The organism is Planotetraspora silvatica, from assembly GCF_016863315.1.
In the GTDB taxonomy this organism is placed as follows: Bacteria; Actinomycetota; Actinomycetes; order Streptosporangiales; family Streptosporangiaceae; genus Planotetraspora; species Planotetraspora silvatica.
The window spans coordinates 1-23,134 of sequence record NZ_BOOQ01000071.1; the positions used below are offsets into that span (position 1 = coordinate 1).

The following is a 23,134-nucleotide window of genomic DNA, read 5'->3' on the forward strand; positions in this document are numbered from 1 at the left end:
GGCGGGTCAGGAACCCTTCGCTCCCGTTGGCGTGGCCGCTGGGGAGCGGCGCCTGCGGCGGTTCGGCGACCGAAGGTACTCGGGGCTCGCTCATGCGAGGCTCCCTTCCATGATCATGTCGAGAACTGCGTGTTCGTCCAGCTCCTCAGCGCCGGACTCGTGGATGATCGAGCCTTCCTTGATCACCAGGACGCGGTCGGCCAGCCCGAGCACCTCGGGGACCTCGCTGGAGACCAGCAGCACCCCCACGCCCTCGTCGGCCAGCCGTCTGATCACCGCGTAGAGCTCCGCGCGGGCGCCCACGTCGACGCCGCGGGTGGGCTCGTCGAGCAGGAGCAGTTTGCGGCCGTCGACCAGCCATCGGGCGAGCACGGCCTTCTGCTGGTTGCCGCCCGACAGCGTCCTGATGGCCCGCCGGGGGTCCGGCGGCCGGATGCCGAGGGACTCCGCGTGCCGGCGGGCGTCGGCCATCTCCCGGCCCCGGTCCAGCCAGCCGAACCTGGAGTACTTGCTCAGCGCGCCGAGCGTGATGTTGCGGGCGACGCTCTGGTCGAGGAGCAGCGCCTGGGCCTTGCGCTCCTCCGGTGCGAGCCCCATGCCGAGCCGTACGGCACGGCTCGGGCTGCCGGAGCGGACCGGCTTGCCGTCCAGAATGACCTGGCCGGTGGCGCGGCGGGCGCCGTACACCGCTTCGATGATCTCGGACCGGCCCGAGCCGACCAGCCCGGCCAGGCCGACGATCTCACCGGCGCGTACGGAGAAGGAGATGTTCCGCACCCGGCCGGGGACGGTCAGCCCCTCCACCCGCAACACCTCCGGGCGGCCGTCGTGGCTGCCGGGGACGGGACGCGGCGGGAACACGTACTCGACGTTCCTGCCGGTCATCAGCGAGACGATCGTCGAGGTCGAGGTCTCCCGCGCGGGCAGGCCGACCGCGACCGTCCGGCCGTCCTTGAGCACGGTCACCCGGTCGCCGATCTCGCGGATCTCCTCCAGCCGGTGGGAGATGTAGACGACGGCCACACCCTGCGCGGTCAGCTCACGGATGATGCGGAAGAGGTTGGTCACCTCGTCCTGCGCGAGCGCGGCGGACGGCTCGTCCATGATGATCAGCCGGGTCTCGTGGGACAGGGCCCGCGCCATGCTCACGACCTGCTTGGCCGCGGGCGACAACGCCCCCACCTCGGTCGTCGGCCGGATCTCCGGGTGACCCAGCCGGGTCAGGAGGTCGCGGACCGCCTTGGATGCCTGCGCCGTACGGGTGAAGCCGAACCGGGCCAGCTCGTGGCCCAGGTAGATGTTCTCCGCGACGCTGAGCCCGTCGACCAGGTCGAGTTCCTGGTAGATGGTCGAGACCCCGAGCCGGATGGCCGCGATCGGCGTGGACAGCCGTACGGCCTCGCCGGCCAGGGTGATGGAGCCCTCGTCCGGCTGGTGCGCGCCGGCGAGGATCTTGATCAGAGTGGACTTGCCCGCGCCGTTCTGCCCGAGCAGGCAGTGCACCTCACCCGCGCGGACGTCGAGGTCGACGCCGTCGAGCGCGCGGACGCCGGGGAACTGCTTGACGATCCCGCGCATGACGAGAAGCGGCGCCGTGTCGGGGGGTGACTCCGGCATGGGTTGCCTCCTGGATCCTGTCTGGCTGTTTTGAGGTTGTGGACCCGTCCGCCCGGCCGGGCTCGATGCGGCACCGCCGGTGACGAAGCCGAGGTCGGCGTACGGCTCCGACACCGGGTTCGGCCCGGCCGGGCGGACGGGGGACTGGGGTCAGCGAGGTGGCTTCACACGGTGGGACACCGGGTCGGCTCTCCCTTCGGTGCTCTCAGAGGAGGGCATCACGCTCGCGCGGACGTCGACGGTGGTGGGGTCGGAAAGGACGCGTTCGACGACGATGCCCGCCGCGCCGCGTGAGGCGGCGCAGAAACCGAAGTCGGACGCGACGAAGGAGCACCGGGCGATCGACCCGGCCACCCCCCATCGTTCGAGCTCGGCCTGCGCCACGGGGATGAGCTGGTCGGCGAGCCTGGCGAAGTAGCCGCCGAGGACGATCACCCGGGGGTTGAAGAGGTTGACCAGCGTGGCCGCGCCGCGGCCCAGCCAGCGGCCGACCTCGGCGACGGCCTCGGAGACATGCGGATCGCCCGCGGCCTGGCGCGCCTCGATCTCCGCCAGGCGCTCCTCCGGGTCGCGGACCACTCCGTCGTGCGTGCCGTACGCGTTGTCGGGGGTGACCATCCGGACCAGGACGGCGAGCCCGACCTTGGTCTCCCAGCAGCCGATGCGCCCGCAGCCGCACCGGTCGCCTGAGGGGTCCACGGGGACGTGGCCCACCTCTCCGGCGAACCCGTCCGCGCCGCCGAGCAGCCGGCCGCCCGCGATGATGCCGCCGCCTATCCCCACCTCTCCGGTGAGATAGACCAGGTCGGGAGTGCCGGCCGCGACTCCGCTCGTGAACTCGGCGAGCGCGGCGAGGTTGGCGTCGTTGTCGATGGTGACCGGCACGTCGCGCGAGACGTCGGCCCGTTCGAGCACGTTCGCGACGGGCACGCCGTACCAGCCGAGGTTGGGCGCCACGTCGACCGTCCCCGTCGTGGTGTCGATGAGCCCGGGGACGGCGACGGTGATCCCGGCGACCCTGACCCCGAGCAGGGCGAGCTCGTCGACCGCCTGCTTGATCGCCCTGGCCAGCTCGTCGAGGGAACGTTCCGGTGTGCTGTTCATCGCGTTGAAGCTGATTCGCCAGTCGAGCAGCACCCGGCCGGCGAGGTCGGTCGCGAACGCCGCGATGTAGTCGACGTTCACCTCCAGGCCGAGGGCGCCGACCCCCGAACCGTCGAGGGTGAGCGCGAGCCCGGGACGGCCGACCGCGCCGGCGTGCTGCGGGCCGGTCTCCTTGATGAGGCCGCGGGCGAGAAGCTCGCTCGCGAGGCTGGTCACCGTGGTCTTGTTCAGTCCCGTCTCCGCGGCGACGGCCGATCTGGACCGTGCGCCGTGCTCTCTCAGGTGCCTGAGCACCAGGGCCAGGTTGGAGCGGCGCACGGTGGCCTGATCGGCCGGGCCCCGCCGAGGGGTGCCCGGGCCGCCGTTCCATGTGCCCTCACGCCGCACGCAGACCTCCTTGCGAAAATTGCACGCCGAACCAGACCACTCTCGTGGCCGGACGGAATTAATTTGCATGGCTCGTCGAATTAAAAGCGCGGTTTCGAAGATCGTGCAAGCGTCGAAACGCTTCGCCTTCCGTAACTCTTGTGTAACGCGGAACGGCGGTTCGCGTGATGCGGATTCGTTACCTACGGCGTGGGTGCGCGCCTGTGATGCCCATGTTATAAACGCGTTAATTAATCTTCGATACATACAAAGGCGGCCCGGCGTTGACTCAGAGGCAATCCCCCACACGCTCGGCGAATGGTCTCGCCCAGCCGCTGGGTCACGCCTCCCTGCGGCGCGCCAACCTCGCGCTCGTGCTGCGCCACCTGCGTGAAGAGGGCTCCTGCTCCCGGGCGGACATCGCCGACTCGACCGGCCTGCACCGTGCGACCGTCTCCAACCTGATGGCCGAGTTGCTCGATCGCGGGCTGGTCCGCGAGGTCGGGACGGAGCGGGCCGGAGCCATCGGCCGCCCCCGCCGTGCGGTGGCCCTCGACGGCTCGCACGTGGGCGCGCTCGGCATGGAGATCAACGTCGACTACATCGCCGTCCACGGCACCGACCTGAGCGGCCGGGTCCTGGTGGAGCGCCGGATCGGCTTCGACGCCATGGGCCAGGGGCCCGACCGGTCACTCGCGGAGCTCGGCCGGGTCACCCGGCGGGTCATCGGCGACATGAAGCGGGCCGGGGCGTCACCCGGCGGCATCGTGGTCGGAGTGCCGGGACTGGTGGACAGCGGGCGGGGCGTGGTCGCCTTCGCGCCCAACCTCGGCTGGCACGGCCTCCCTGTCGCCGACCGTCTCCGCGAGGAGCTCGGCGGCCTCCGGGTGCCCGTGACCGTGGACAACGACGCCAACCTCGCCGCGCTCGCCGAGTTCACAAGCGGAGTCGCGGCCGGCACGGCCGACATGGTCTCCCTCACGGGCGAGGTCGGCGTGGGCGGCGGCATCATCGTCGGCGGCCGCCTGCTGCGCGGCGCGGACGGCTTCTCCGGCGAGGTCGGCCATCTGCCCGTCGACCCCGGCGGAGCCCGCTGCGGTTGCGGCCGGGTCGGCTGCTGGGAGACCAAGGTCGGGTTCGCCGCCCTGGTCCGCTCGGCCACCCCCGACCAGGCGTACGGGCTGGACACCGTGCCGACCCCCGATCCCGAGGAGCGGGTGAGGGAGATCGCGCGAGGTCTCGCCGACGGCGACGAACGGACGATGGGCGCGGTGGCGGAGGTCGGCAGGTGGCTCGGGCTCGGCGGCTCGATCCTGGTCAACCTCTTCAACCCGCGCGTGATCGTGATCGGCGGCTACTTCGCGAGGCTCGCCGAGCAGCTCATCCCGCCGGCCCAGGCGGAGCTTGAGCAGCTCGTCATCGCCGGGCCCGCGGCGCGCTGCCGTTTCATGGCGTCAAATCTCGGTTTCGGCGCCGCCTCCCGGGGCGCCGCGAGCATGGTGGTCGATCACATCATGGACGATCCGACTGCGATCGGCTCGGCACCGGTCGCACATAACATTGCAGGTCAAAGACTATGACTTGCATAAATTAAGGAGGTATTCGCAGCAATCTGGAGTCGGCACCTCCAGTCATGAAAGCGGCATGAGCACCACCCGCACAACCGGCAACAAGCGCGGCGGCGCGCGCCTTGCCTGACTGAGCCCCCCTAGGTCAGGAAAGGACCCTCATGTCTCCACGTCTTCGGCCGTGGGTTCCCCTCTTATCCGCGTTTTCACTGGTGCTGGCAGCCAGTGTGGCGACGGCGCCGGCGGCCCAGGCCTCTGTCATCCCCGCCTCCGACTACCAGCAGGTCCAGCTGGCCGTCGGCGGCGCCGAGCTCGGCGAGGCGATGTCCCTCGCGGTGCTCCCCGACCGCACGGTGGTGCACACCGCCCGTGACGGCACGGTCCGGGTCACCGACGCGGCCGGCAACACCAAGGTGGCCGGCAAGCTCAACGTCTACACCCATGACGAAGAGGGCCTCCAGGGTGTCGCGGCGGACCCGAACTTCGCCACCAACCGGTTCATCTACCTGTACTACTCGCCCACGCTGAGCACGCCCGGCGGTGACGCTCCCACCAGCGGCACCCAGGCGCAGTTCGACCAGTGGAAGGGCGAGCTGCACCTGTCGCGGTTCACCCTCAACGCCGACAACACGCTCAACATGGCGAGCGAGAAGGTCGTGCTCGTGGTGCCCAACGACCGCGGGCAGTGCTGCCACGTCGGCGGGGACATCGACTTCGACGCCGCGGGCAACCTGTACCTCACCACCGGTGACGACACCAACCCGTTCGAGTCGAACGCGTACACGCCGATCGACGAGCGCACCGACCGCAACCCGCAGTTCGACGCGCAGCGGTCCGCGGGCAACACCAACGACCTGCGCGGCAAGCTCCTGCGGATCCACCCGCAGCCCGACGGGACCTACACCATCCCCGCCGGCAACCTGTTCGCGCCGGGGACGGCGAAGACCCGCCCCGAGATCTACGGCATGGGCTTCCGCAACCCGTTCCGCATGTCGGTCGACAAGGCCACGGGCATCGTCTACCTCGGTGACTACGGCCCCGACGCGGGAGGCCCGGACGCGAACCGCGGTCCCGGCGGCCAGGTCGAGTTCAACCGGATCACCTCGGCGGGCAACTACGGCTGGCCGTACTGCACCGGAACGAACACCACGGCCGAGACCTACAACGAGTTCACCTTCCCGAGCGGCCCCTCGCAGGCCAAGTACAACTGCGCGGGCGGCCCGACGAACAACTCGTTCCGCAACACCGGCCTGACCACGCTCCCCGCGGCCAAGCCCGCCTGGATCAGGTACGGCGGCGAGGCCGGCTCCCCGCCGGAGTTCGGCGGCGGCTCCGAGTCCCCCATGGGCGGCCCGGTCTACCGGTACAACGCCTCGCTCAACTCGGCCGTGAAGTTCCCGCAGTCGCTCGACGGCCGGTTCTTCGCCGGCGAGTACGGCCGGCAGTGGATCAAGGCCATCGAGGTCAAGGCCGATGGCACCCCCGGCGACATTGGGGCCTTCCCGTGGACCGGAACGCAGGTCATGGACCAGGCGTTCGGCCCCGACGGCGCGCTGTACGTCCTCGACTACGGCACGGGCAGCAACAACCAGGCACTGTGGCGCATCGAGTACATCGGCGGCACCAACCGCAACCCGATCGCCAAGGCGGCCGCCGACAAGACCTCGGGCGCCAGCCCGCTGACCGTGAACTTCTCCTCGGCCGGCAGCTCCGACCCCGAGGGCGGCGCGCTGACGTACTCGTGGAACTTCGGCGACGGCACCACCTCGACCGCGGCCAACCCCACCAAGACCTACACCGCGAACGGCACCTACACGCCGACGCTGACGGTCCGGGACCCGCAAGGCCTGACCGGCACGGCGAGTCTCGTCGTGAGCGTGGGCAACACCGCACCGACGATCACGCTGAACACGCCGACCAACGGCACGCTCTTCAGCTTCGGCGACACGGTGCCCTACACCGTGACCGTCTCCGACCCGGAAGACGGCACGATCGACTGCACCAAGGTGACCGTGACCTACTTCCTGGGTCACGACAACCACCGTCACCAGATCACGTCGAAGACGGGTTGCTCCGGAACGCTGACGACCCCGACCGACGGTGAGCACGACGCCGCGGCGAACATCTTCGGCGTCTTCGAGGCCTCCTACACCGACAAGGGCGGCCTGACCTCGGTCAGCACCCGCACCCTCCAGCCCAAGCACCGCCAGGCCGAGCACTACGGCGCGATGCAGGGCATCCAGCTCGCCGACCACGCCGGCGCCGAAGGCGCCAAGACGGTCGGCTTCACCGACAACGGTGACTGGATCTCCTTCACGCCGTACGTCCTGACCGGCGCGACCAGCATGACCGCCCGGGCGTCGTCCGGCGGCGCGGGCGGCACCATCGAGGTGCGCACGGGCTCGGCGACCGGCACGCTCCTCGGCTCCGCGACCGTGGCCAACACCGGCAGCTGGGACACCTTCGTCAACGTCAACGTCCCGCTCACGAACGTGCCGAGCGGCACCCAGACGCTGTACCTGGTGTTCAAGGGCGCGACCGGGCAGGGCAACCTGTTCGACCTCGACGCCTTCACCTTCAACACCAGTAGCGGCGGCACTTCGACCACGACCGAGGGCGAAGCCTTCACCTCGCAGTCGGGCGTGCAGCCCGCGGGTCACGCCGGCGCGAGCGGCGGCACGACGCTGGGTTACATCGACAACGGTGACTGGGCCGGCTACTCGTCGGTGAACACCCAGGGAGCCAAGACCTTCTCCGCCAAGATCTCCTCGGCGGGCGCGGGCGGGACGATCACGATCCGTTCCGGTTCGCAGACGGGCACCGTGCTCGGGTCGGTGGCGGTTCCCAACACCGGCAGCTGGGACACCTTCCAGACGGTCTCCACGACCCTGACCGGCACGGCGACGGGCTCGCTGTTCCTCAGCTTCACAGGTGGGGCCGGCTCCCTGTTCGACATCGACACCTTCACCATCACCCGCTAGCCAGGCGCTCCGACAAGGCGGCCGCGCGCGAGGCGTGCCCAAGCGGCACTCCTCGCGCGCCGGCGAGCCGTACATGAAAGGACAGCCATGCGCAGAGTCATGCGGCGTGGTCTGGCGCTGGTCGCCGCCACGCTGATCGCGACCCAGTTCGCGCCCACCGCGGCTCAGGCGGCCGATCCCGCCTACCAGGTGCTGGTGTTCAGCAAGACGGCCGGGTTCCGGCACGACTCCATCCCCACCGGCATCCAGACGATCCGCGACCTCGGGACGGCGAACAACTTCACCGTCACCGCCACCGAGGACGCGAACGCCTTCACCGCCGCCAACCTGGCGCAGTTCAAGGCCGTCGTCTTCCTCAGCACCACGGGCGACGTCCTGAACGACACTCAGCAGACCGCCTTCACCAACTACATCAACGGCGGCGGCGGCTACGTCGGCATCCACGCCGCGGCCGACACCGAGTACGACTGGCCGTACTACGGCCAGCTCGTCGGGGCCTGGTTCAAGAGCCACCCGGCGATCCAGCAGGCGGTCGTCAAGAACGAGGACCGCACGCACCCCGCCACGTCGGGCCTCGCCGCGACGTGGACGCGGACCGACGAGTGGTACAACTACCGCACCAACCCCCGGTCCACCGTCCACGTGCTGCAGAGCCTGGACGAGACCAGCTACTCGGGCGGCGAGATGAGCGGGGACCACCCGATCACGTGGTGCCACCCGCAGGCGTCCGGACGCTCGTTCTACACGGGCCTCGGGCACACCATCGAGTCGTACGCCGACCCGAACTACCGCAACCTGCTGCTCGGCGGCATCCGGTACGCCGCGGGCATGGTGCAGGCCAACTGCAACCCGCCCACCACCCCGCCGCCCACGGGCGACACGACCACGGTCGAGGGTGAGGCGTTCACCTCGCAGTCGGGCGTGCAGCCGGCGGGTCACGCCGGTGCCAGTGGCGGCACGACGCTCGGTTTCATCGACAACGGTGACTGGGCGGGCTACTCGTCGGTGAACACGCAGAACGCGAAGAGCTTCTCCGCGAAGGTCTCCTCGGCGGGCGCGGGCGGGACGATCACGATCCGCTCGGGTTCGCAGACGGGCACCGTGCTCGGCACCGTGGCGGTTCCCAACACCGGGAGCTGGGACACCTTCCAGACCGTCTCGGCGAACCTGACCGGCAACGTGACCGGGCCGCTGTTCCTCAGCTTCTCCGGAGGGGCCGGCTCCCTGTTCGACATCGACACCCTCACCATCTCCAGGACCACCACCACGCCTCCTCCGGTGAGCACCACGACCGAGGGCGAGGCCTATACCTCGCAGTCGGGCGTGCAGCCGGCGGGTCACGGCGGCGCCAGCGGCGGCACGACGCTCGGTTACATCGACAACGGCGACTGGGCCGGTTACTCGTCGGTGAACACGCAGAACGCGAAGACCTTCGCGGTGAAGTACTCCTCGGCGGGCGCAGGCGGGACGATCACGATCCGCTCGGGTTCGCAGACGGGCACCGTGCTGGGCTCCATCGCGGTCACCAACACCGGCTCCTGGGACACCTTCAGGACCGTCACCACCAACCTGACCGGCAACGTGACCGGGCCGCTGTTCCTCAGCTTCTCCGGAGGGGCCGGCTCCCTGTTCGACATCGACACCTTCACCATCACCCGATAACGACCCACCACCGGAGTGGTGCCCGCCCGCGACGCCCGTCTGAGGCGCCGGGGCGGGCGCCCTCCCCGAACTCGTGACAAGGGCCCGGCTCGTCGGCGACCGGCCCGGTACAACGGCCGGTTCGTCCGCGAATCGGTCCAGGAAAACGGCCGGGCTCGTCGGCGACCGGCTCAGGGAAAAAGGGAGTGACCGATGAAGATCGGTGTCTGGCTGGTAGGTGCGAGAGGTTCGGTGGCCACCACGGTCGTCACGGGAGCCGCGGCGTTGCGCGCCGGGCTCGCGGCGCCGGTGGGCTGCGTGACAGCGGGTGCGGACTTCGCGGAGGCAGGACTGCCGCCGCTCGACACCCTCGTCTTCGGCGGGCATGACATCTCCAGCACGCCGCTGCCGAAGAGGGCCGAGGAGCTGAGCAGAGCGGGCGTCGTCCCGCCGCCACTGGCCGACCTGGTTCGCCACGAACTCGAGGCCGCCGACGCGGAGATCCGGCCAGGCCTCGCGAGCGGGGTGCCCCGGGAGGACGAGACCCAGGCCGCGCTCGCCCAAGCGCTGATCAGGGACATCACCGACTTCCGCGACCGTCTCGGGCTCGCGCGAGTGGTCGTGATCCACGTGGCCTCGACCGAGCCGCCCGTCGCCCCCCACCCGGCTCACCAGAGCCTGGAGGCGCTGACCGCCGCGCTGGAGACCCCCGGAGCGGCCGTGTTGCCGCCGAGTTCCCTCTACGCGTACGCCGCGCTCAGCGCCGGCTGCTCGTACATCGACTTCACGCCGTCCACCGGGGCGTGGCTGCCCGCACTCGACGAGCTGGCGAACGCCCGGGCCGTGCCCTACGCGGGCAGGGACGCCAAGACGGGGGAGACCCTGCTCAAGACCGCGCTCGCCCCCATGTTCGCGGCCCGCGCCCTGGCCGTCCGCTCCTGGTCGGGCACGAACCTGCTCGGCGGGGGAGACGGCGCCACCCTGGCCGACCCCGCCGCGGGCGAGAGCAAGAAGATCTCCAAGGAACGCGCGCTGCCCGCGATCCTCGGGTACGCCGTCGAGGGCCAGACCCACATCGACAACGTGGCGCACCTCGGCGACTGGAAGACCGCCTGGGACCACATCACCTTCGAGGGCTTCCTCGGCGTGCGCATGTCCATGCAGTTCACCTGGCAGGGCTGCGACTCGGCGCTCGCCGCCCCCCTGGTGCTCGACCTCGCCCGGCTGCTCGCCCGCGCGCACGAGCGCGGCCACGCCGGTGCGGTCGAGGAACTCGGCTTCTTCTTCAAGGATCCCGTCGCGACCGACGAGCACCGCCTTCAGGTGCAGTACGACCTGCTGCGCGCCTGGGCCGGGAAGCTGGCGTGAGCCCGGCTGCTCGTCCCATGCCCGACCTCGCGACGCTGGCCGAGCTCGTCCGCGCGCCCGCGGCCCTCACCGTTCCCGGTGACACGACCGCGGGCGGAGCGGTGAACCCCGGCCTCGCGTTGTCGTCGGTCTGCCTCTACTGGGCCGGCATGGCGCTGAACGACTACGCCGACCGCGACCTCGACGCGCGGGAGCGGCCCGAGCGGCCGATCCCCTCCGGACGCGTCCGGCCGGGGCAGGCGCTCGGCCTCGCGGCCGGGCTCACCGGGGCCGGCCTCGCCCTCGCGGCGGGCGCCGGCGGACGACGTGCGCTCGGGGTCGCGTCCGGGCTGGCCGCCGTCGTGTGGGCCTACGACCTCGCCCTCAAGGACACCGCCGCCGGGCCGCTCGCGATGGCCGCGGCGCGCGGCCTCGACGTGCTCCTCGGCGGTACGGCCGGAGCCGGCGCGGGAACCGATGCCGCCGACGGCCGGGCGGCCCTGCTCACCGCGGGCGCCGTGGCGGCGCACACCTACGGTGTCACGGCCCTGAGCCGCGGCGAGGTCACCGGCGGCTCCACGGCACGCTCGGCGACGGCGCTGACGGCCACCGCCGTGGCCACCGGGCTGGCGGCCGTCCATGTCCACCGGTCCGCCGGGAGCACGGGGGCCGGCGTGCGCAGGGCGGCGGGGTTCGGCCTGACGGCGGCCTACGCCGGGCTGGTGGGCGGGGCGCAGCTCGCCGCGGCCAGGCGCCCCGACGCGGGGCGGACCCGGGCGGCCGTCGGCCAGAGCATCCTCGGGCTGCTGCCGCTCCAGGCCGCGCTCGCCGCCGGGCGCGGCCGGCTCGTCGTGGCGGCGGCACTCGCGGCGGCTCATCCCCTCGCGAGGAGGCTGTCCAGAAAGGTGTCCCCGACGTGAGATTCGGCTACGGGACCAACGGATTGACCAACCACCGGCTCGACGAGGCGCTCGCCGTCCTCGCCGAGCTGGGATACGACGGCGTCGCGCTCACCCTGGACGCGGGGCACCTCGACCCCTACGCACCCGACATCGGCCGTCAGGTGGACCACGTCGCCAAACGGCTCGGGGAGCTCGGCCTCGCCGTGGTGATCGAGACGGGCGGGCGCTACGTGCTCGACCCGTTCCGCAAACACCATCCGACCCTGCTCCACCCCGCCGAACAGGCGGCGTCCCGCGTCGACCTGCTCCGCCGTGCCGTACGGATCGGGGCGGACCTCGGCGCGGAGGCCGTGTCGTTCTGGAGCGGGATCCGTCCGCCGGAGGTCGGGGTGGAGGAGGCCTGGGCCAACCTCGCCACCGGCGTCGTGGCCGTGCTCGACGAGGCGGCGGCCCGCGACGTCACGCTCGGCTTCGAACCGGAGCCGGGGATGCTCGTCGAGGACATCGCCGGGTTCGAGCGGCTCCGCGAGCTCACCGGGGCGCCCGACCGGCTCGGCCTGACTCTGGACATCGGCCACTGCCGCTGCCTGGAGCCCGATCCGGTCCCCGACAGCGTGCGGCGGGCCGGGCCGTACCTGGTGAACGTGCAGATCGAGGACATGCGCCGCGTTGTGCACGAGCACCTGGAGTTCGGTGATGGGGAGATCGACTTCCCGCCGGTCCTGGCCGCGCTCGACGAGGTGGGATACCGCGGCCTGGTCAGCGTCGAGCTGCCGAGGCACAGCCACGCGGGTCCCGCGGTCGCCGAACGCTCGTTGCGCTTCCTGCTCGAATCCTCCAGGGAGGACCGATGACGACATCGAATGTGCCGGAGATTCCCCCGACCGTACTGCCAGAACTGAACGCACTGCCAGAACTGAACGCACTCCCCGTGCTGCCCGTGCTGACCGACGAGGGCTCCCGCTGGCTGGAGGCCGCCACGGAGCGGGTCCGCGCCGACGCCGGGGCGCTGACCGCGCTGTTCCCCGCGGCCGGGCGGGCCTGCGGCCGGGGACCCGTCCCCGGCGAGCCCGGCTGGACCGTCGACGAGGCGGTCCGGGTGCGACTGCTGCTCGCCCTGCCCCAGACGGGCGCCGAGCTGGGGGAGACCCTCTTCGAGCTCTACGCCCACGGGGACGCCGCCGAGCGCCTCGCCGTGCTCAGGTCACTGCCCGCCCTCGAGGACGGCGGCGGGCTCGGTGACGCGGGGCTGCCGCTCGTGCGGGACGCCCTACGCACCAACGACGCCCGGCTGGTCCAGGCGGCGATGGGCCCGTACGCGGCCGAGCACCTGTCTGATCACGCCTACCGGCAGGCGGTGCTGAAGTGCGTGTTCATCGGCGTGCCGCTCGCCGCGGTGGCCGGGCTCGACAGGCGCTCGGACGAGGAGCTGGCCAGGATGATGGCCGACTTCGCCGAGGAGCGGCTGCTCGCGGGACGCGAGGTGCCGCCGGACGTGTGGCCGGTGCTGGAACGCCACCCCACTCTCCTGACCAGGATCCACGCCCTCATCGGGGAGGAACGCTGATGCGCATCTTCGACCCCCACATCCACATGACCTCGCGGACCACCGACGACTACGAGCGCATGCGCGCCGCGGGAGTTCTCGCCGTGGTGGAGCCGGCCTTCTGGCTGGGCCAGCCGCGTACGTCCCCCGCCAGCTTCGCCGACTACTTCGACGGCCTCCTCGGCTGGGAGCCGTACCGTGCCGCCCAGTTCGGCGTCGTCCACCACTGCACGATCGCGCTGAACCCGAAAGAGGCCAACGACCCGCGCCTCCAGGGCGTCCTGGACCTTCTGCCGCGCTACCTCGCCAAGGACCGAGTCGTCGCGGTGGGCGAGGTGGGCTACGACGAGATCACGCCGGCCGAGGACGAGGCCCTCACCCGCCAGCTCGCGCTGGCCGTCGAGCACGGACTGCCGGTGCTCGTGCACACTCCGCACCGCGACAAGGCCGCCGGAACCCGGCGGACCATCGACGTCGTCCGTGAGTCGGGCCTGCCGCCCGAGCGTGTGCTCATCGACCACCTCAACGAGATGACGGTCGGCATGGTCGCCGACAGCGGCTGCTGGATGGGCTTCTCCGTCTATCCCGACACCAAGATGGACGTGGATCGGATGGTCACGATCCTCGGGGAGCACGGACTCGACCGGGTCCTGGTGAACTCCGCGGCCGACTGGGGCCGCAGCGATCCGTTGAAGACACGGGCGGTCGGCGACGCCATGCTCGCCGCCGGGTTCTCCGAGGCGGACGTCGACACCGTGCTCTGGGCCAATCCCGTCGCCTTCTACGGGCAGAGCGGCCGTCTCGACCTCTCGAGCATCACCGCTGAGGCCGCCACCTCTGAGGCGACCACTGAGGCCGCCACTGAGGCCGCCACTGAGGCCGCCACTCAGGCCACCACTGCTCATGTCACCACCGCGGCCACCGCCGCGGTCGCCGCCGGCGGCGACTACGCCGGCAACACGGTCTTACGCGGTTCGCCCGCGTGAGGAAAGGCACTCGGGGGTCCCCGCCGCGAGGCGGGGAGCACAAAGGATCCACAGCACGTCCTTGGGAAAGGTGGGCGATGACCCGCAGGAAGTTCGCACCGACAATGAGAAAGGCACTGGCCTTCGTGGCCGCTGCCCTTCTCGCCTTATCGATCGGAATCGTGTCCCCAGGAATCGCGGCCGCCGCCGCGGATCCCCCATTCAAAGCGCTGATCTTCTCCAAGACCGCCGGTTTCCGGCACTCGTCGATCCCCAACGGCATCGCCGCCATCCAGAAGCTGGGCCAGGACCACAACTTCACCGTCGACGCGACCGAGGACGCGGGTGCCTTCACCGAGGCCAACCTGGCGAACTACCAGGTCGTCATCTTCCTTTCCACCACGGGTGACGTGCTGGACGCGACCCAGCAGGCCGCCTTCGAGAAGTACATCGAGGGCGGCGGCGGTTACGCCGGCGTCCACGCGGCGGCCGACACCGAGTACGACTGGCCGTGGTACGGCAAGCTCGTCGGCGCCTACTTCAAGCAGCACCCTGCTCCCCAGCAGGCGACCGTGAAGATCGAGGACCCGGCCCACCCCTCCACCAAGGGCCTGCCCACGACCTGGTCCCGCACGGACGAGTGGTACGACTACCAGACCGACCCGCGCGGCACGGTACACGTCCTGACCTCGCTCGACGCCTCGTCCTACACGGGCAGCACGATGGGCGCCGACCACCCCAACACGTGGTGTCAGGACTACGACGGCGGCCGCTCCTGGTACACCGGGCTGGGGCACACCGAGGAGAGCTACACCGACCCGAACTTCCTGGGCCTGCTGCTCGGCGGCATCCAGACGGCGGCCGGCGTGGTCGACGCGGACTGCTCGGCGAGCCTGGACGGCAGCTTCGAGAAGGTCACGCTCGACGACAACACCTCCAACCCGATGATGCTGGACGTCGCCCCCGACGGCGCGGTGTACTACATCGACCGCCTCGGCGACGTGAAGGCGATCAAGCCGGACGGCGGCCTGGTGAACGCGGCGCACCTCGACGTCTTCACCGCCAACGAGAGCGGCCTGCTCGGCATGGCGCTCGACCCGGCGTTCGTCACCAACAAGTGGATCTACTTCTACTACTCGCCCAACGGCAAGGTCGTCGACCGGCTGTCGCGCTTCACCGTGAAGGACGACAGGACCGTCGACCTGGCCAGCGAGAAGGTCATGCTGGAGATCCCGGTGCAGCGGGCCGAGTGTTGCCACCACGGTGGCGGCATGGTGTTCGACAAGGCCACCGGTGACCTGTGGCTCGCCAACGGCGACAACACCAACCCGTTCGCCTCCGACGGCTACGCCCCCATCGACGAGCAGCCGGGCCGGTCCTCCTGGGACGCCCAGGGCACCGCTGCCAACACCAACGACCTGCGCGGCAAGGTGCTGCGCATCCACCCCGAGCCTGACGGGACCTACACGATCCCCGCGGGCAACCTGTTCGCACCGGGCACGGCGAAGACCCGCCCCGAGATCTACGGCATGGGCTTCCGCAACCCGTTCAGGATCGGGATCGACCCCAAGACCCACAAGCTCCTCGTGGCCAACTACGGTCCCGACGCCGGAAACCCCAGCGCCACCCGCGGCCCGGAGAACACGGTCGAGTGGGACATCCTCAACAAGCCCGGCTTCTACGGCTGGCCGTACTGCGTGGGCAACAACAAGCCCTACATCGACTACAACTTCGCGACCGGCGCGTCGGGTGCGGCGTTCAACTGCGCGGCACCGAAGAACGACTCGCCCAACAACACGGGTCTCACCGACCTGCCCCAGGCCCTCCCGGCCATGGTCTATTACCACTACGCGGCCGACCCGGCCTTCCCCGAACTCGGCGGCGGAGGCGCGCCGATGGCGGGTCCCGCGTACCGCTTCGACCCCGCGCTGGTCTCCGACCGCAAGTGGCCGGCCTACTGGGACGGCAAGGCGATCTTCGCGGAGTGGAACCAGGACAAGCTCTACTCCTTCCAGCTCAACGAGGACGGCAGCAAGCTCGTCGACATCAACCAGATCTTCGGGACCATGGGCTTCAAGAAGCCGATGGACATGAAGTTCGGGCCTGACGGCGCGCTCTACCTGATCGAGTGGGGCTCGGGTTTCGGCGGTGACAACACCGACTCGGGCGTCTACCGCATCGACTACGTCAAGGGGAACCGGGCGCCGATCGCCAAGGCGACCGCCGACAAGACGTCGGGTCCCTCGCCTTTGACGGTGAAGTTCTCCAGCGAGGGCTCACGCGACCCCGACGGCTCGCCGATCACGTACGCGTGGGACTTCGACGGTAACGGCAGCACCGACTCGACCGAGGCCTCGCCGACCCACACCTACCAGGGCAACGGCGACTTCAGCGCCACCCTCACGGTGACCGACGAGGACGGCAAGACCGCCGCCGCGAGCGTGCCGATCACGGTCGGCAACACCGCGCCCACGGTGACGATCAACCTCCCGCCGAACGGCGGCTTCTTCGAGTTCGGCGACCAGGTGAAGTTCACCGTCACGGTCACCGACCCCGAGGACGGGACGGTCGACTGCAACAAGGTGCAGATCCAGGCCGTGCTCGGGCACGACACCCACGGCCACCCGCTGGACCAGTACACCGGCTGCAGCGGCACCGTGCAGACCACGCTGTCGTCCGGGCACACCGAAGGCGACAACGTCTTCTACGTGCTGGAGGCCAGCTACACCGACAAGGGCGGCGCCGGCGGCTCCAAGTCGCTGACCGGCCGGGGCCAGGTCATCCTGCAGCCCAAGCGCAAGCAGGCCGAGTTCTACGAGACCACCGGACGCGTACCCGACGGCACCGGCACCGGCGACCCCGGCGTCAAGGTCGAGACGGCGTCCGACCCGCAGGGCGGTTTCGAGGACATCGGCTTCATCGAGGACGGTGACTTCTGGTCCTTCAGCCCGGCCAACCTGGCGGGCATCGGGCGGATCACCTTCCGCGCCGCGTCCGCCTCGACGGGCGGCGTGATCGAGATCCACTCCGGTACGGCCGACGGCCCCCTCGTGGGCAAGGCGACCGTGCCGAACACGGGAGGCTGGCAGTCCTACCAGGACTTCCCGGTCGACCTGACCTCTCCGCCGACGACGAGTGGGCCGCTGTTCTTCGTGGTCCGCAAGCCCGCCGGCGGCAACAACGACTCGCTGCTGAACGTCAACTGGGTCGACTTCGAGGGCCAGGGCGTCACCGACAACCAGCGGCCCACGGTCACCGCGACGGCGACGCCGACGCGGGGAGTGGCTCCGCTCCAGGTCGCCTTCCACAGTGAGGGCAACGACCCGGACGGCAACACTCCGCTGACCTACAAGTGGAACTTCGGCGTCGCCGGGGCTCCGCAGCCCACCACGCAGGACGCGTCCTACACCTACCAGGCGCCGGGAACCTACGACGCCCAGGTGACGGTCACCGACACGAAGGGCGCCGCACGGACCGAGCACGTCCAGGTCGTCGTGGACAGCCCCAGCACGACCTGCCTCACCGGCAAGTCGGACGGCTTCGACGGCACCACGCTCGACCACAACAAGTGGACAGTCATCAGGGAGAACCAGGACCTGACCGTCTCCGGCGGCAGCCTGCACATCCCGACCTCCGCAACCGAGATCTACAGCGGCGGCAACACGACGCCCGTCCCGAACATCGTGGTCCAGCCCGCTCCGAACGGCGCATGGCAGGCCACCACCAAGGTGACGATCGCGGCCCGCACCGAGTACCAGCAGGCCGGTCTGCTCCTCTACGGAGACGACGACAACTACGCCAAGCTGGTGATCCAGGGTCGCGGCACGAGTGGCGCGGCCGGACGCATCATCCAGTACATCAGGGAGGAGAACGGCCAGCCCAACGAGGTGGCCCAGTCCAACTCCGCCAGCCTGGGAGCGTCGTTCCCCGACACCGTGTACCTGCGGTTGTCGAGTGACGGAACCCGCCTCGCGGCGGCGTACTCCGCCGACGGCGAGACGTGGACCCAGATGCCGCAGACGGACAAGCTGATCGCCGGGATCAACAACCCGCGCATCGGCCTGACCTCGTTCGCCAGCACGGGCAACCGTACGGTGATCGACGCGGCGTTCGACTGGTTCCAGCTCCTGCCCGACGACACCGCCACCGGCCCCGCCGACCCGAACGACGAGTTCGACGGCACCTCGCTCGACCAGTGCCGGTGGAGCACCGTCGTCCGTCCGGACCCCACCGCGGTACGGGTGAGCGGCGGCAACCTCGAGATCGACACCAGCAAGGGTGACATCTACGGGACGGACAACTCCAACCCGAAGAACTTCATCCTGCAGACCCCGCCCGCCGGGGACTGGACCGTCGAGACGAAGGTCGACGGCAGCGCGTTCAATGAGCAATACCAGCAGGGCGGTCTCATCGCGTACGGCGACGACGGCAACTACGTCAAGTTCGACTACGTCGCCGACAACGCGGCGGGTTCTGCGGTTACCCGCAGGCTCGAGCTGCGCAGCGAGGTCGGCAACACCGTGCAGGACCCGCAGCCCGGGGTGTCCAACCTCACCCAGGGCGTCTGGTGGCTGCGTCTGGCCAAGCAGGGCAACACCTACCACGGCTACTACTCGGCCGACGGCGCCACGTGGACCGAGGTCGGCTCGCCGACCCCGGTGACGAACGCCGCCGTGAGCGGGGCCAAGGTCGGCGTATACGCCTTCGGCGTCAACCAGACGGCGGTGAAGACGGCGAAGTTCGACTACTTCCGCGCCTCGTGGGGCGAGCAGCCGGACACCACCCCGCCCACGGTCTCGGCCGCGACCGTCCCGGCGGCTCCCGACGGGGCCGCCGGATGGTACGTGTCCAGCGTCGCGGTCGCGGTGACCGCGGCCGATGAGGAGTCGGGTGTCGACAAGACCGAGGTCAGCGTGGACGGCGGGCCGTTCGCGGCCTACACCGACCCCGTGGGCATCTCGGCGGACGGCACGCACACCGTGGCCTACCGGGCGACGGACAAGGAGGGCAACACCGCCGACGGTTCCGTCACGGTGAAGAAGGACGCCACCGCCCCGCTGACCACCGCGCAGTTCGCACCGGCCAACGACGACGGCTGGCACGGAGCCACCGTGCCCGTCACCCTGTCGGCGACCGACGCGACGTCCGGCGTGGCGGGGATCGAGTACGCCCTGGACGGCGGAGCGTGGAAGCCGTACACCGAGCCGGTGAACGTGACCGGCGACGGCACCCACACCGTGGCCTACCGGGCCAAGGACAAGGCCGGAAACGTGGAGACCGAGAAGGCCGCCACGCTGAAGATCGACGGCACCAAGCCGACGGTCCTCGTCGCCGGCATCGCCGCCGGGCAGATCTACGGCGACAGCCAGGACGTGCGCATCACCTGGCAGGCCGTGGACAGCACCTCCGGCGTCAAGACCCTGGCGGGCCGGCTGGACGGCGAGCCGTTCCAGTCCGGGCTGCTGCGGTCGCTGTTCGAGTTCCCGCTCGGCACGCACGAGTTGAAGGTCACCGCGACGGACAACGCCGGCAACAAGACGGTGCAGTCCGTCTCGTTCGGCATCACCACCTCCACGCGTGACATCGCCAACCTGATCGACCGCTTCGCGGCGACGGGCTGGCTCAACCAGAAGAACGCCAAGAATCTCCAGGACCAGCTCGACAAGGTCCAGAAGGCTGAGGTCAAGGGCAACGACGACAAGACGATCAAGGAGCTGAAGAACTTCAAGACCCTCGTCGCCGACCCGAAGGTCGTGACCGTGGCCGACGTCAAGACTGTGCTGACCCGCGACGCCGACGCGATCATCACGCGGCTGAACGGGCCGGCCGCCTGACGCCCGCGCCCAACTGAAAACCGGAGGGGCGGCCCGTTTCCGCGGGCCGCCCCGTCCGGGCTCGTTCACACCCGTTCACACCTCCGCGCTCGCACCCGGCTGCACCCCGCACCCGTCCGCACCCTCACTTGCCCGCGCCCCACCGCGCCAGCCCTTGCCTGCCCCGTCCGTCCGTCGGAGCGAAGGAACGACATCGTGAGATTCCGGCATCAGGACGGTTCGACCGTCCATCTGGCCTACTGCACCAACGTCCACCCGGCTGAGGACCTCGACGGCGTGCTCGCGCAGTTGCGCGACTACGCGGCGCCGGTACGAGAGCGGCTCGGCGTCGCGCGGCTCGGCGTCGGCCTGTGGCTGTCCCGGCCCGTCGCCGACGCGCTGGTCGCCGACCCCGCACAGGTCGTACGGCTCCGTGACGCCCTCACCGACCATGGGCTGGAGGTCGTCACCCTCAACGCGTTCCCGTACCGAAGCTTCCACGACGAGAGCTCGTCCAAGCTGCGCGTCTACCGTCCCGACTGGACCTCACCGGAGCGCCTGCACTACACGCTCGACGTGGCGAGGCTGCTGGCGGCGCTGCTCCCCGATGACGTCACGTCGGGGACCGTCTCCACCCTGCCCCTGGCCTGGCGCAGCCCGTGGACGCCGGACCAGGCGGCGGAGGCGAGGCAGCGGCTCGGCCAGCTCGCCGAGGGTCTCGCCGTCATCGCCGTCGCGACCGGCCGGACCATTCGCGTGGGCTTCGAGCCCGAGCCCGGCTGCGTCGTGGAGACCACGGCGCAGGCGGCCGAGCATCTGTCCGGCCTCGACCCGGCCTTCCTGGGCGTCTGCCTGGACGCGTGTCATCTGGCAGTCCAGTTCGAAGAGCCCGGCGAGGCGCTCGACCGGCTGAGCGCGGCGGGGCTCCCGGTGGTGAAGCTTCAGGCGTCGTGCGCCCTGCAGGCCGACCACCCCGCCGATCCCGCCGTACGGGAAGCGTTGCTGGCCTTCGACGAGCCTCGATTCATCCACCAGACTCGCGAGCGGGACCAGTGGCCGGGAGCCGACGACCTCGGACAGGCGTTGTCGGGGGACCTGGCCGGCGCCTCGCCGTGGCGGGTGCACTTCCATGTGCCGCTGCACGCCGCGGCCGCGGCACCGCTCGGTTCGACGCAGGACGTGCTGGACGGGACCCTCCGGGCCCTGCTCGGAGGCCCGGCCGCCCGTACCCACCACGTCGAGGTGGAGACCTACACCTGGCAGGCGCTCCCGGAGGACCGTCGTCCCCGGACCGGAGCCGACCTCGTCGAGGGGATCGCACAGGAGCTCGCCTGGGCTCGTGATCGCCTCATCGACCTCGGACTGAAGGAGGAGACCCGATGAGACCGCTGGTGGTCGTCGACGTGGTCGGGCTGACACCCCGGCTGCTGGAGCACATGCCCAACGTGGCCAAGCTCGGCGCGCCGTCGGAGCTGCGGACGGTGCTGCCTGCCGTGACGTGCTCGGTTCAGTCGACCCTGCTCACCGGTGCGATGCCGCGTGACCACGGGATCGTCGGCAACGGCTGGTATTTCCGCGACGTCGGAGAGGTCCTGCTGTGGCGGCAGCACAACGCGCTCGTCGAAGGCCCGAAGATCTGGGACGACGCCAGGAAGGTGCATCCCGGCTACCGTGTCGCGAACATCTGCTGGTGGTACGCCATGGGCGCCGCCACCGACTTCACGGTGACCCCCCGGCCCATCTACCACGCCGACGGACGCAAATCCCCTGACTGCTACACGACCCCGCCGTCGCTGCGCAACGACCTGACCAGGGAGCTCGGGCGCTTCCCGTTGTTCTCCTACTGGGGGCCGAAGGCGGGCATCGCCTCCAGCCAGTGGATCGTGGACGCGGCCCGGCTCACGCTCGCGCGCGAGCGACCCGACCTGACGCTGGTCTATGTGCCGCATCTGGACTACGACCTGCAGCGGTACGGCTCCTCGGGACCTGAGGCGATCGCCGCCGCCCGGGAGATCGACACGGCGCTCGGGCCGTTGCTCGACGACGCCGCGGCGGCGGGCGCCGTCACGGTCGTCCTGTCGGAGTACGGCATCACCGACGTGTCCCGGCCGGTCGACGTCAACCGGGTGCTGCGCTCCGAGGGCCTGCTGTCGGTCTATCGACAGGCCGGCATGGAGTATCTCGACCCGTGGACCTCGCGGGCGTTCGCCGTGGCAGATCACCAACTCGCCCATGTATATGTGCGGGATCCCGCCGACGTCCCCCGGGTCAGGTCGCTGATCGGCTCGCTGCCGGGCGTGGACGAGGTCCTCGACGAGAAGGGGAAGGCGGCACACGGGCTGGACCATGCACGGGCCGGTGAGCTGGTCGCGGTCGCCGCGCCGGACTCGTGGTTCACGTATTACTACTGGCTCGACGACGAGCTCGCACCGGACTTCGCCCGGTCCGTTGAGATCCACCGTAAGCCCGGCTACGACCCGGCCGAGCTGTTCCTGAACCCGGCCGATCCCCTGGTGAAGGCCAAGGCCGCGCTCGCTCTGGCCCGTAAGGAACTGGGGTTCCGCTACACGATGCCTGTCGTGCCGCTCGACCCCTCCGTGGTGAAGGGCAGTCATGGCCGTCTGCCCGCCGACCCGCTGGACGGTCCGGTCCTGCTCAGCAGCGAGTCACTCGACCGCGAGTCGTACGCCGCGACGGACGTCAAGTCGCTCCTCCTCCGGCTGGGCGGGCTGCAGCAGATGTAGCCGCTGGGTTGTGTCGTGAGTGTGCCGTGAGTGTGTCGTGACGCCCGCAGGTCACGGCCAAGGCGCTGGGGTCCCCATGCCTGGTCGTGCCCTGCGGCGCCCGCGACGCGCAGCGGCGGTGTGCTGCTTCCCGGTGCGTGACTCCCGGTGCGTGATTCCCGGTGCGTGATTCCCTGTGCGTGATTCCCTGTGCGTGACATCCGGTGTGTGGGCCGCCGCTGCGGACGGCGCTGCTGCGGACGGCGCGGGTGTGGGCAGCGCGGGTCACTTCAGGTTCGCGCCCGAGGACTCCTGTCATGGCGCGCTCCAATGTGGACCGACTGATGGCCCATCTGAGGGCCCATCTGATGGGTCGTCGCCCGCAGTAGTGGTGGAAGGTCGTCCGTGTGCCGTGTATCTGGGCCGCCCGGTGTAGGTGAAGGCCCAGCGGTCCTTGCCTTCACGTCGGCGTGCGTAGCGGTGGGGGCGGCGGTAGCGGTCGCGGTTGTGGAACTGGCAGGCGGGTCCGAGGAGGCGCAGGTTGGTCAGTCCGCCGTCGGT

Annotated in this window: 13 protein-coding genes; 11 read left to right on the forward strand and 2 right to left on the reverse strand. The window is 70.4% G+C overall.

The features are described 5' to 3' along the window. Positions 1 to 90: 90 nt before the first annotated feature. Both Psi02_RS38825 and Psi02_RS38830 read right to left on the reverse strand, forming a co-directional pair. Complete coding sequence (locus Psi02_RS38825; RefSeq protein ID WP_203980922.1) at positions 91 to 1,617, reverse strand: sugar ABC transporter ATP-binding protein; 1,527 nt, start codon at positions 1,615 to 1,617, stop codon at positions 91 to 93. A 150-nt stretch (positions 1,618 to 1,767) separates the two neighbouring features. Beyond that, entirely contained in the window at positions 1,768 to 3,108 is a 1,341-nt protein-coding gene (locus tag Psi02_RS38830) for an ROK family transcriptional regulator (RefSeq protein WP_239095525.1), read from the reverse strand. A 263-nt stretch (positions 3,109 to 3,371) separates the two neighbouring features. Here Psi02_RS38830 and Psi02_RS38835 point away from each other — a divergent pair, with 263 nt between their 5' ends. From Psi02_RS38835 to Psi02_RS38885, 11 genes are all read left to right on the forward strand, one after another. Next, a complete protein-coding gene (locus Psi02_RS38835) occupies positions 3,372 to 4,667 on the forward strand; it encodes an ROK family transcriptional regulator (RefSeq protein WP_203980924.1) in 1,296 nt (431 codons plus the stop codon). A gap of 200 nt (positions 4,668 to 4,867) precedes the next feature. Continuing rightward, positions 4,868 to 7,636, forward strand: coding sequence for a carbohydrate-binding protein (locus tag Psi02_RS38840; RefSeq protein ID WP_239095526.1), 2,769 nt, complete (start codon positions 4,868 to 4,870; stop codon positions 7,634 to 7,636). A gap of 87 nt (positions 7,637 to 7,723) precedes the next feature. Further along, positions 7,724 to 9,298 carry a ThuA domain-containing protein gene (locus Psi02_RS38845; protein WP_203980926.1) on the forward strand — a complete coding sequence of 525 codons (1,575 nt, stop codon included), beginning with the start codon at positions 7,724 to 7,726 and terminating at the stop codon, positions 9,296 to 9,298. Positions 9,299 to 9,490: 192 nt separating this feature from the next. Beyond that, positions 9,491 to 10,645 carry an inositol-3-phosphate synthase gene (locus Psi02_RS38850; protein ID WP_203980927.1) on the forward strand — a complete coding sequence of 385 codons (1,155 nt, stop codon included), beginning with the start codon at positions 9,491 to 9,493 and terminating at the stop codon, positions 10,643 to 10,645. Positions 10,646 to 10,662: 17 nt separating this feature from the next. Then, entirely contained in the window at positions 10,663 to 11,544 is an 882-nt protein-coding gene (locus tag Psi02_RS38855; protein WP_203980934.1) for an SCO3242 family prenyltransferase, read from the forward strand. Continuing rightward, the gene (locus tag Psi02_RS38860; protein WP_203980928.1) at positions 11,541 to 12,380 is read left to right on the forward strand and encodes a sugar phosphate isomerase/epimerase family protein; all 840 of its coding nucleotides are present in this window, start codon (positions 11,541 to 11,543) and stop codon (positions 12,378 to 12,380) included. The genes Psi02_RS38855 and Psi02_RS38860 overlap by 4 nt, the downstream gene beginning before the upstream one ends. Further along, complete coding sequence (locus Psi02_RS38865) at positions 12,377 to 13,093, forward strand: EboA domain-containing protein (protein ID WP_203980929.1); 717 nt, start codon at positions 12,377 to 12,379, stop codon at positions 13,091 to 13,093. Before Psi02_RS38860 ends, Psi02_RS38865 begins: the two co-directional genes overlap by 4 nt. Then, a complete protein-coding gene (locus tag Psi02_RS38870; protein WP_203980930.1) occupies positions 13,093 to 14,058 on the forward strand; it encodes a TatD family hydrolase in 966 nt (321 codons plus the stop codon). The genes Psi02_RS38865 and Psi02_RS38870 overlap by 1 nt, the downstream gene beginning before the upstream one ends. A 161-nt stretch (positions 14,059 to 14,219) precedes the next feature. Then, positions 14,220 to 19,871, forward strand: a complete 5,652-nt coding sequence (locus Psi02_RS38875; RefSeq protein WP_203980931.1) for a ThuA domain-containing protein — start codon at positions 14,220 to 14,222, stop codon at positions 19,869 to 19,871. Positions 19,872 to 20,066: 195 nt separating this feature from the next. Then, on the forward strand, positions 20,067 to 21,233 hold the full coding sequence (gene eboE, locus Psi02_RS38880) for a metabolite traffic protein EboE (protein WP_203980932.1): 1,167 nt from the start codon (positions 20,067 to 20,069) through the stop codon (positions 21,231 to 21,233). Further along, positions 21,230 to 22,594, forward strand: coding sequence for an alkaline phosphatase family protein (locus Psi02_RS38885; RefSeq protein ID WP_203980933.1), 1,365 nt, complete (start codon positions 21,230 to 21,232; stop codon positions 22,592 to 22,594). Before eboE ends, Psi02_RS38885 begins: the two co-directional genes overlap by 4 nt. Positions 22,595 to 23,134 lie beyond the last annotated feature (540 nt).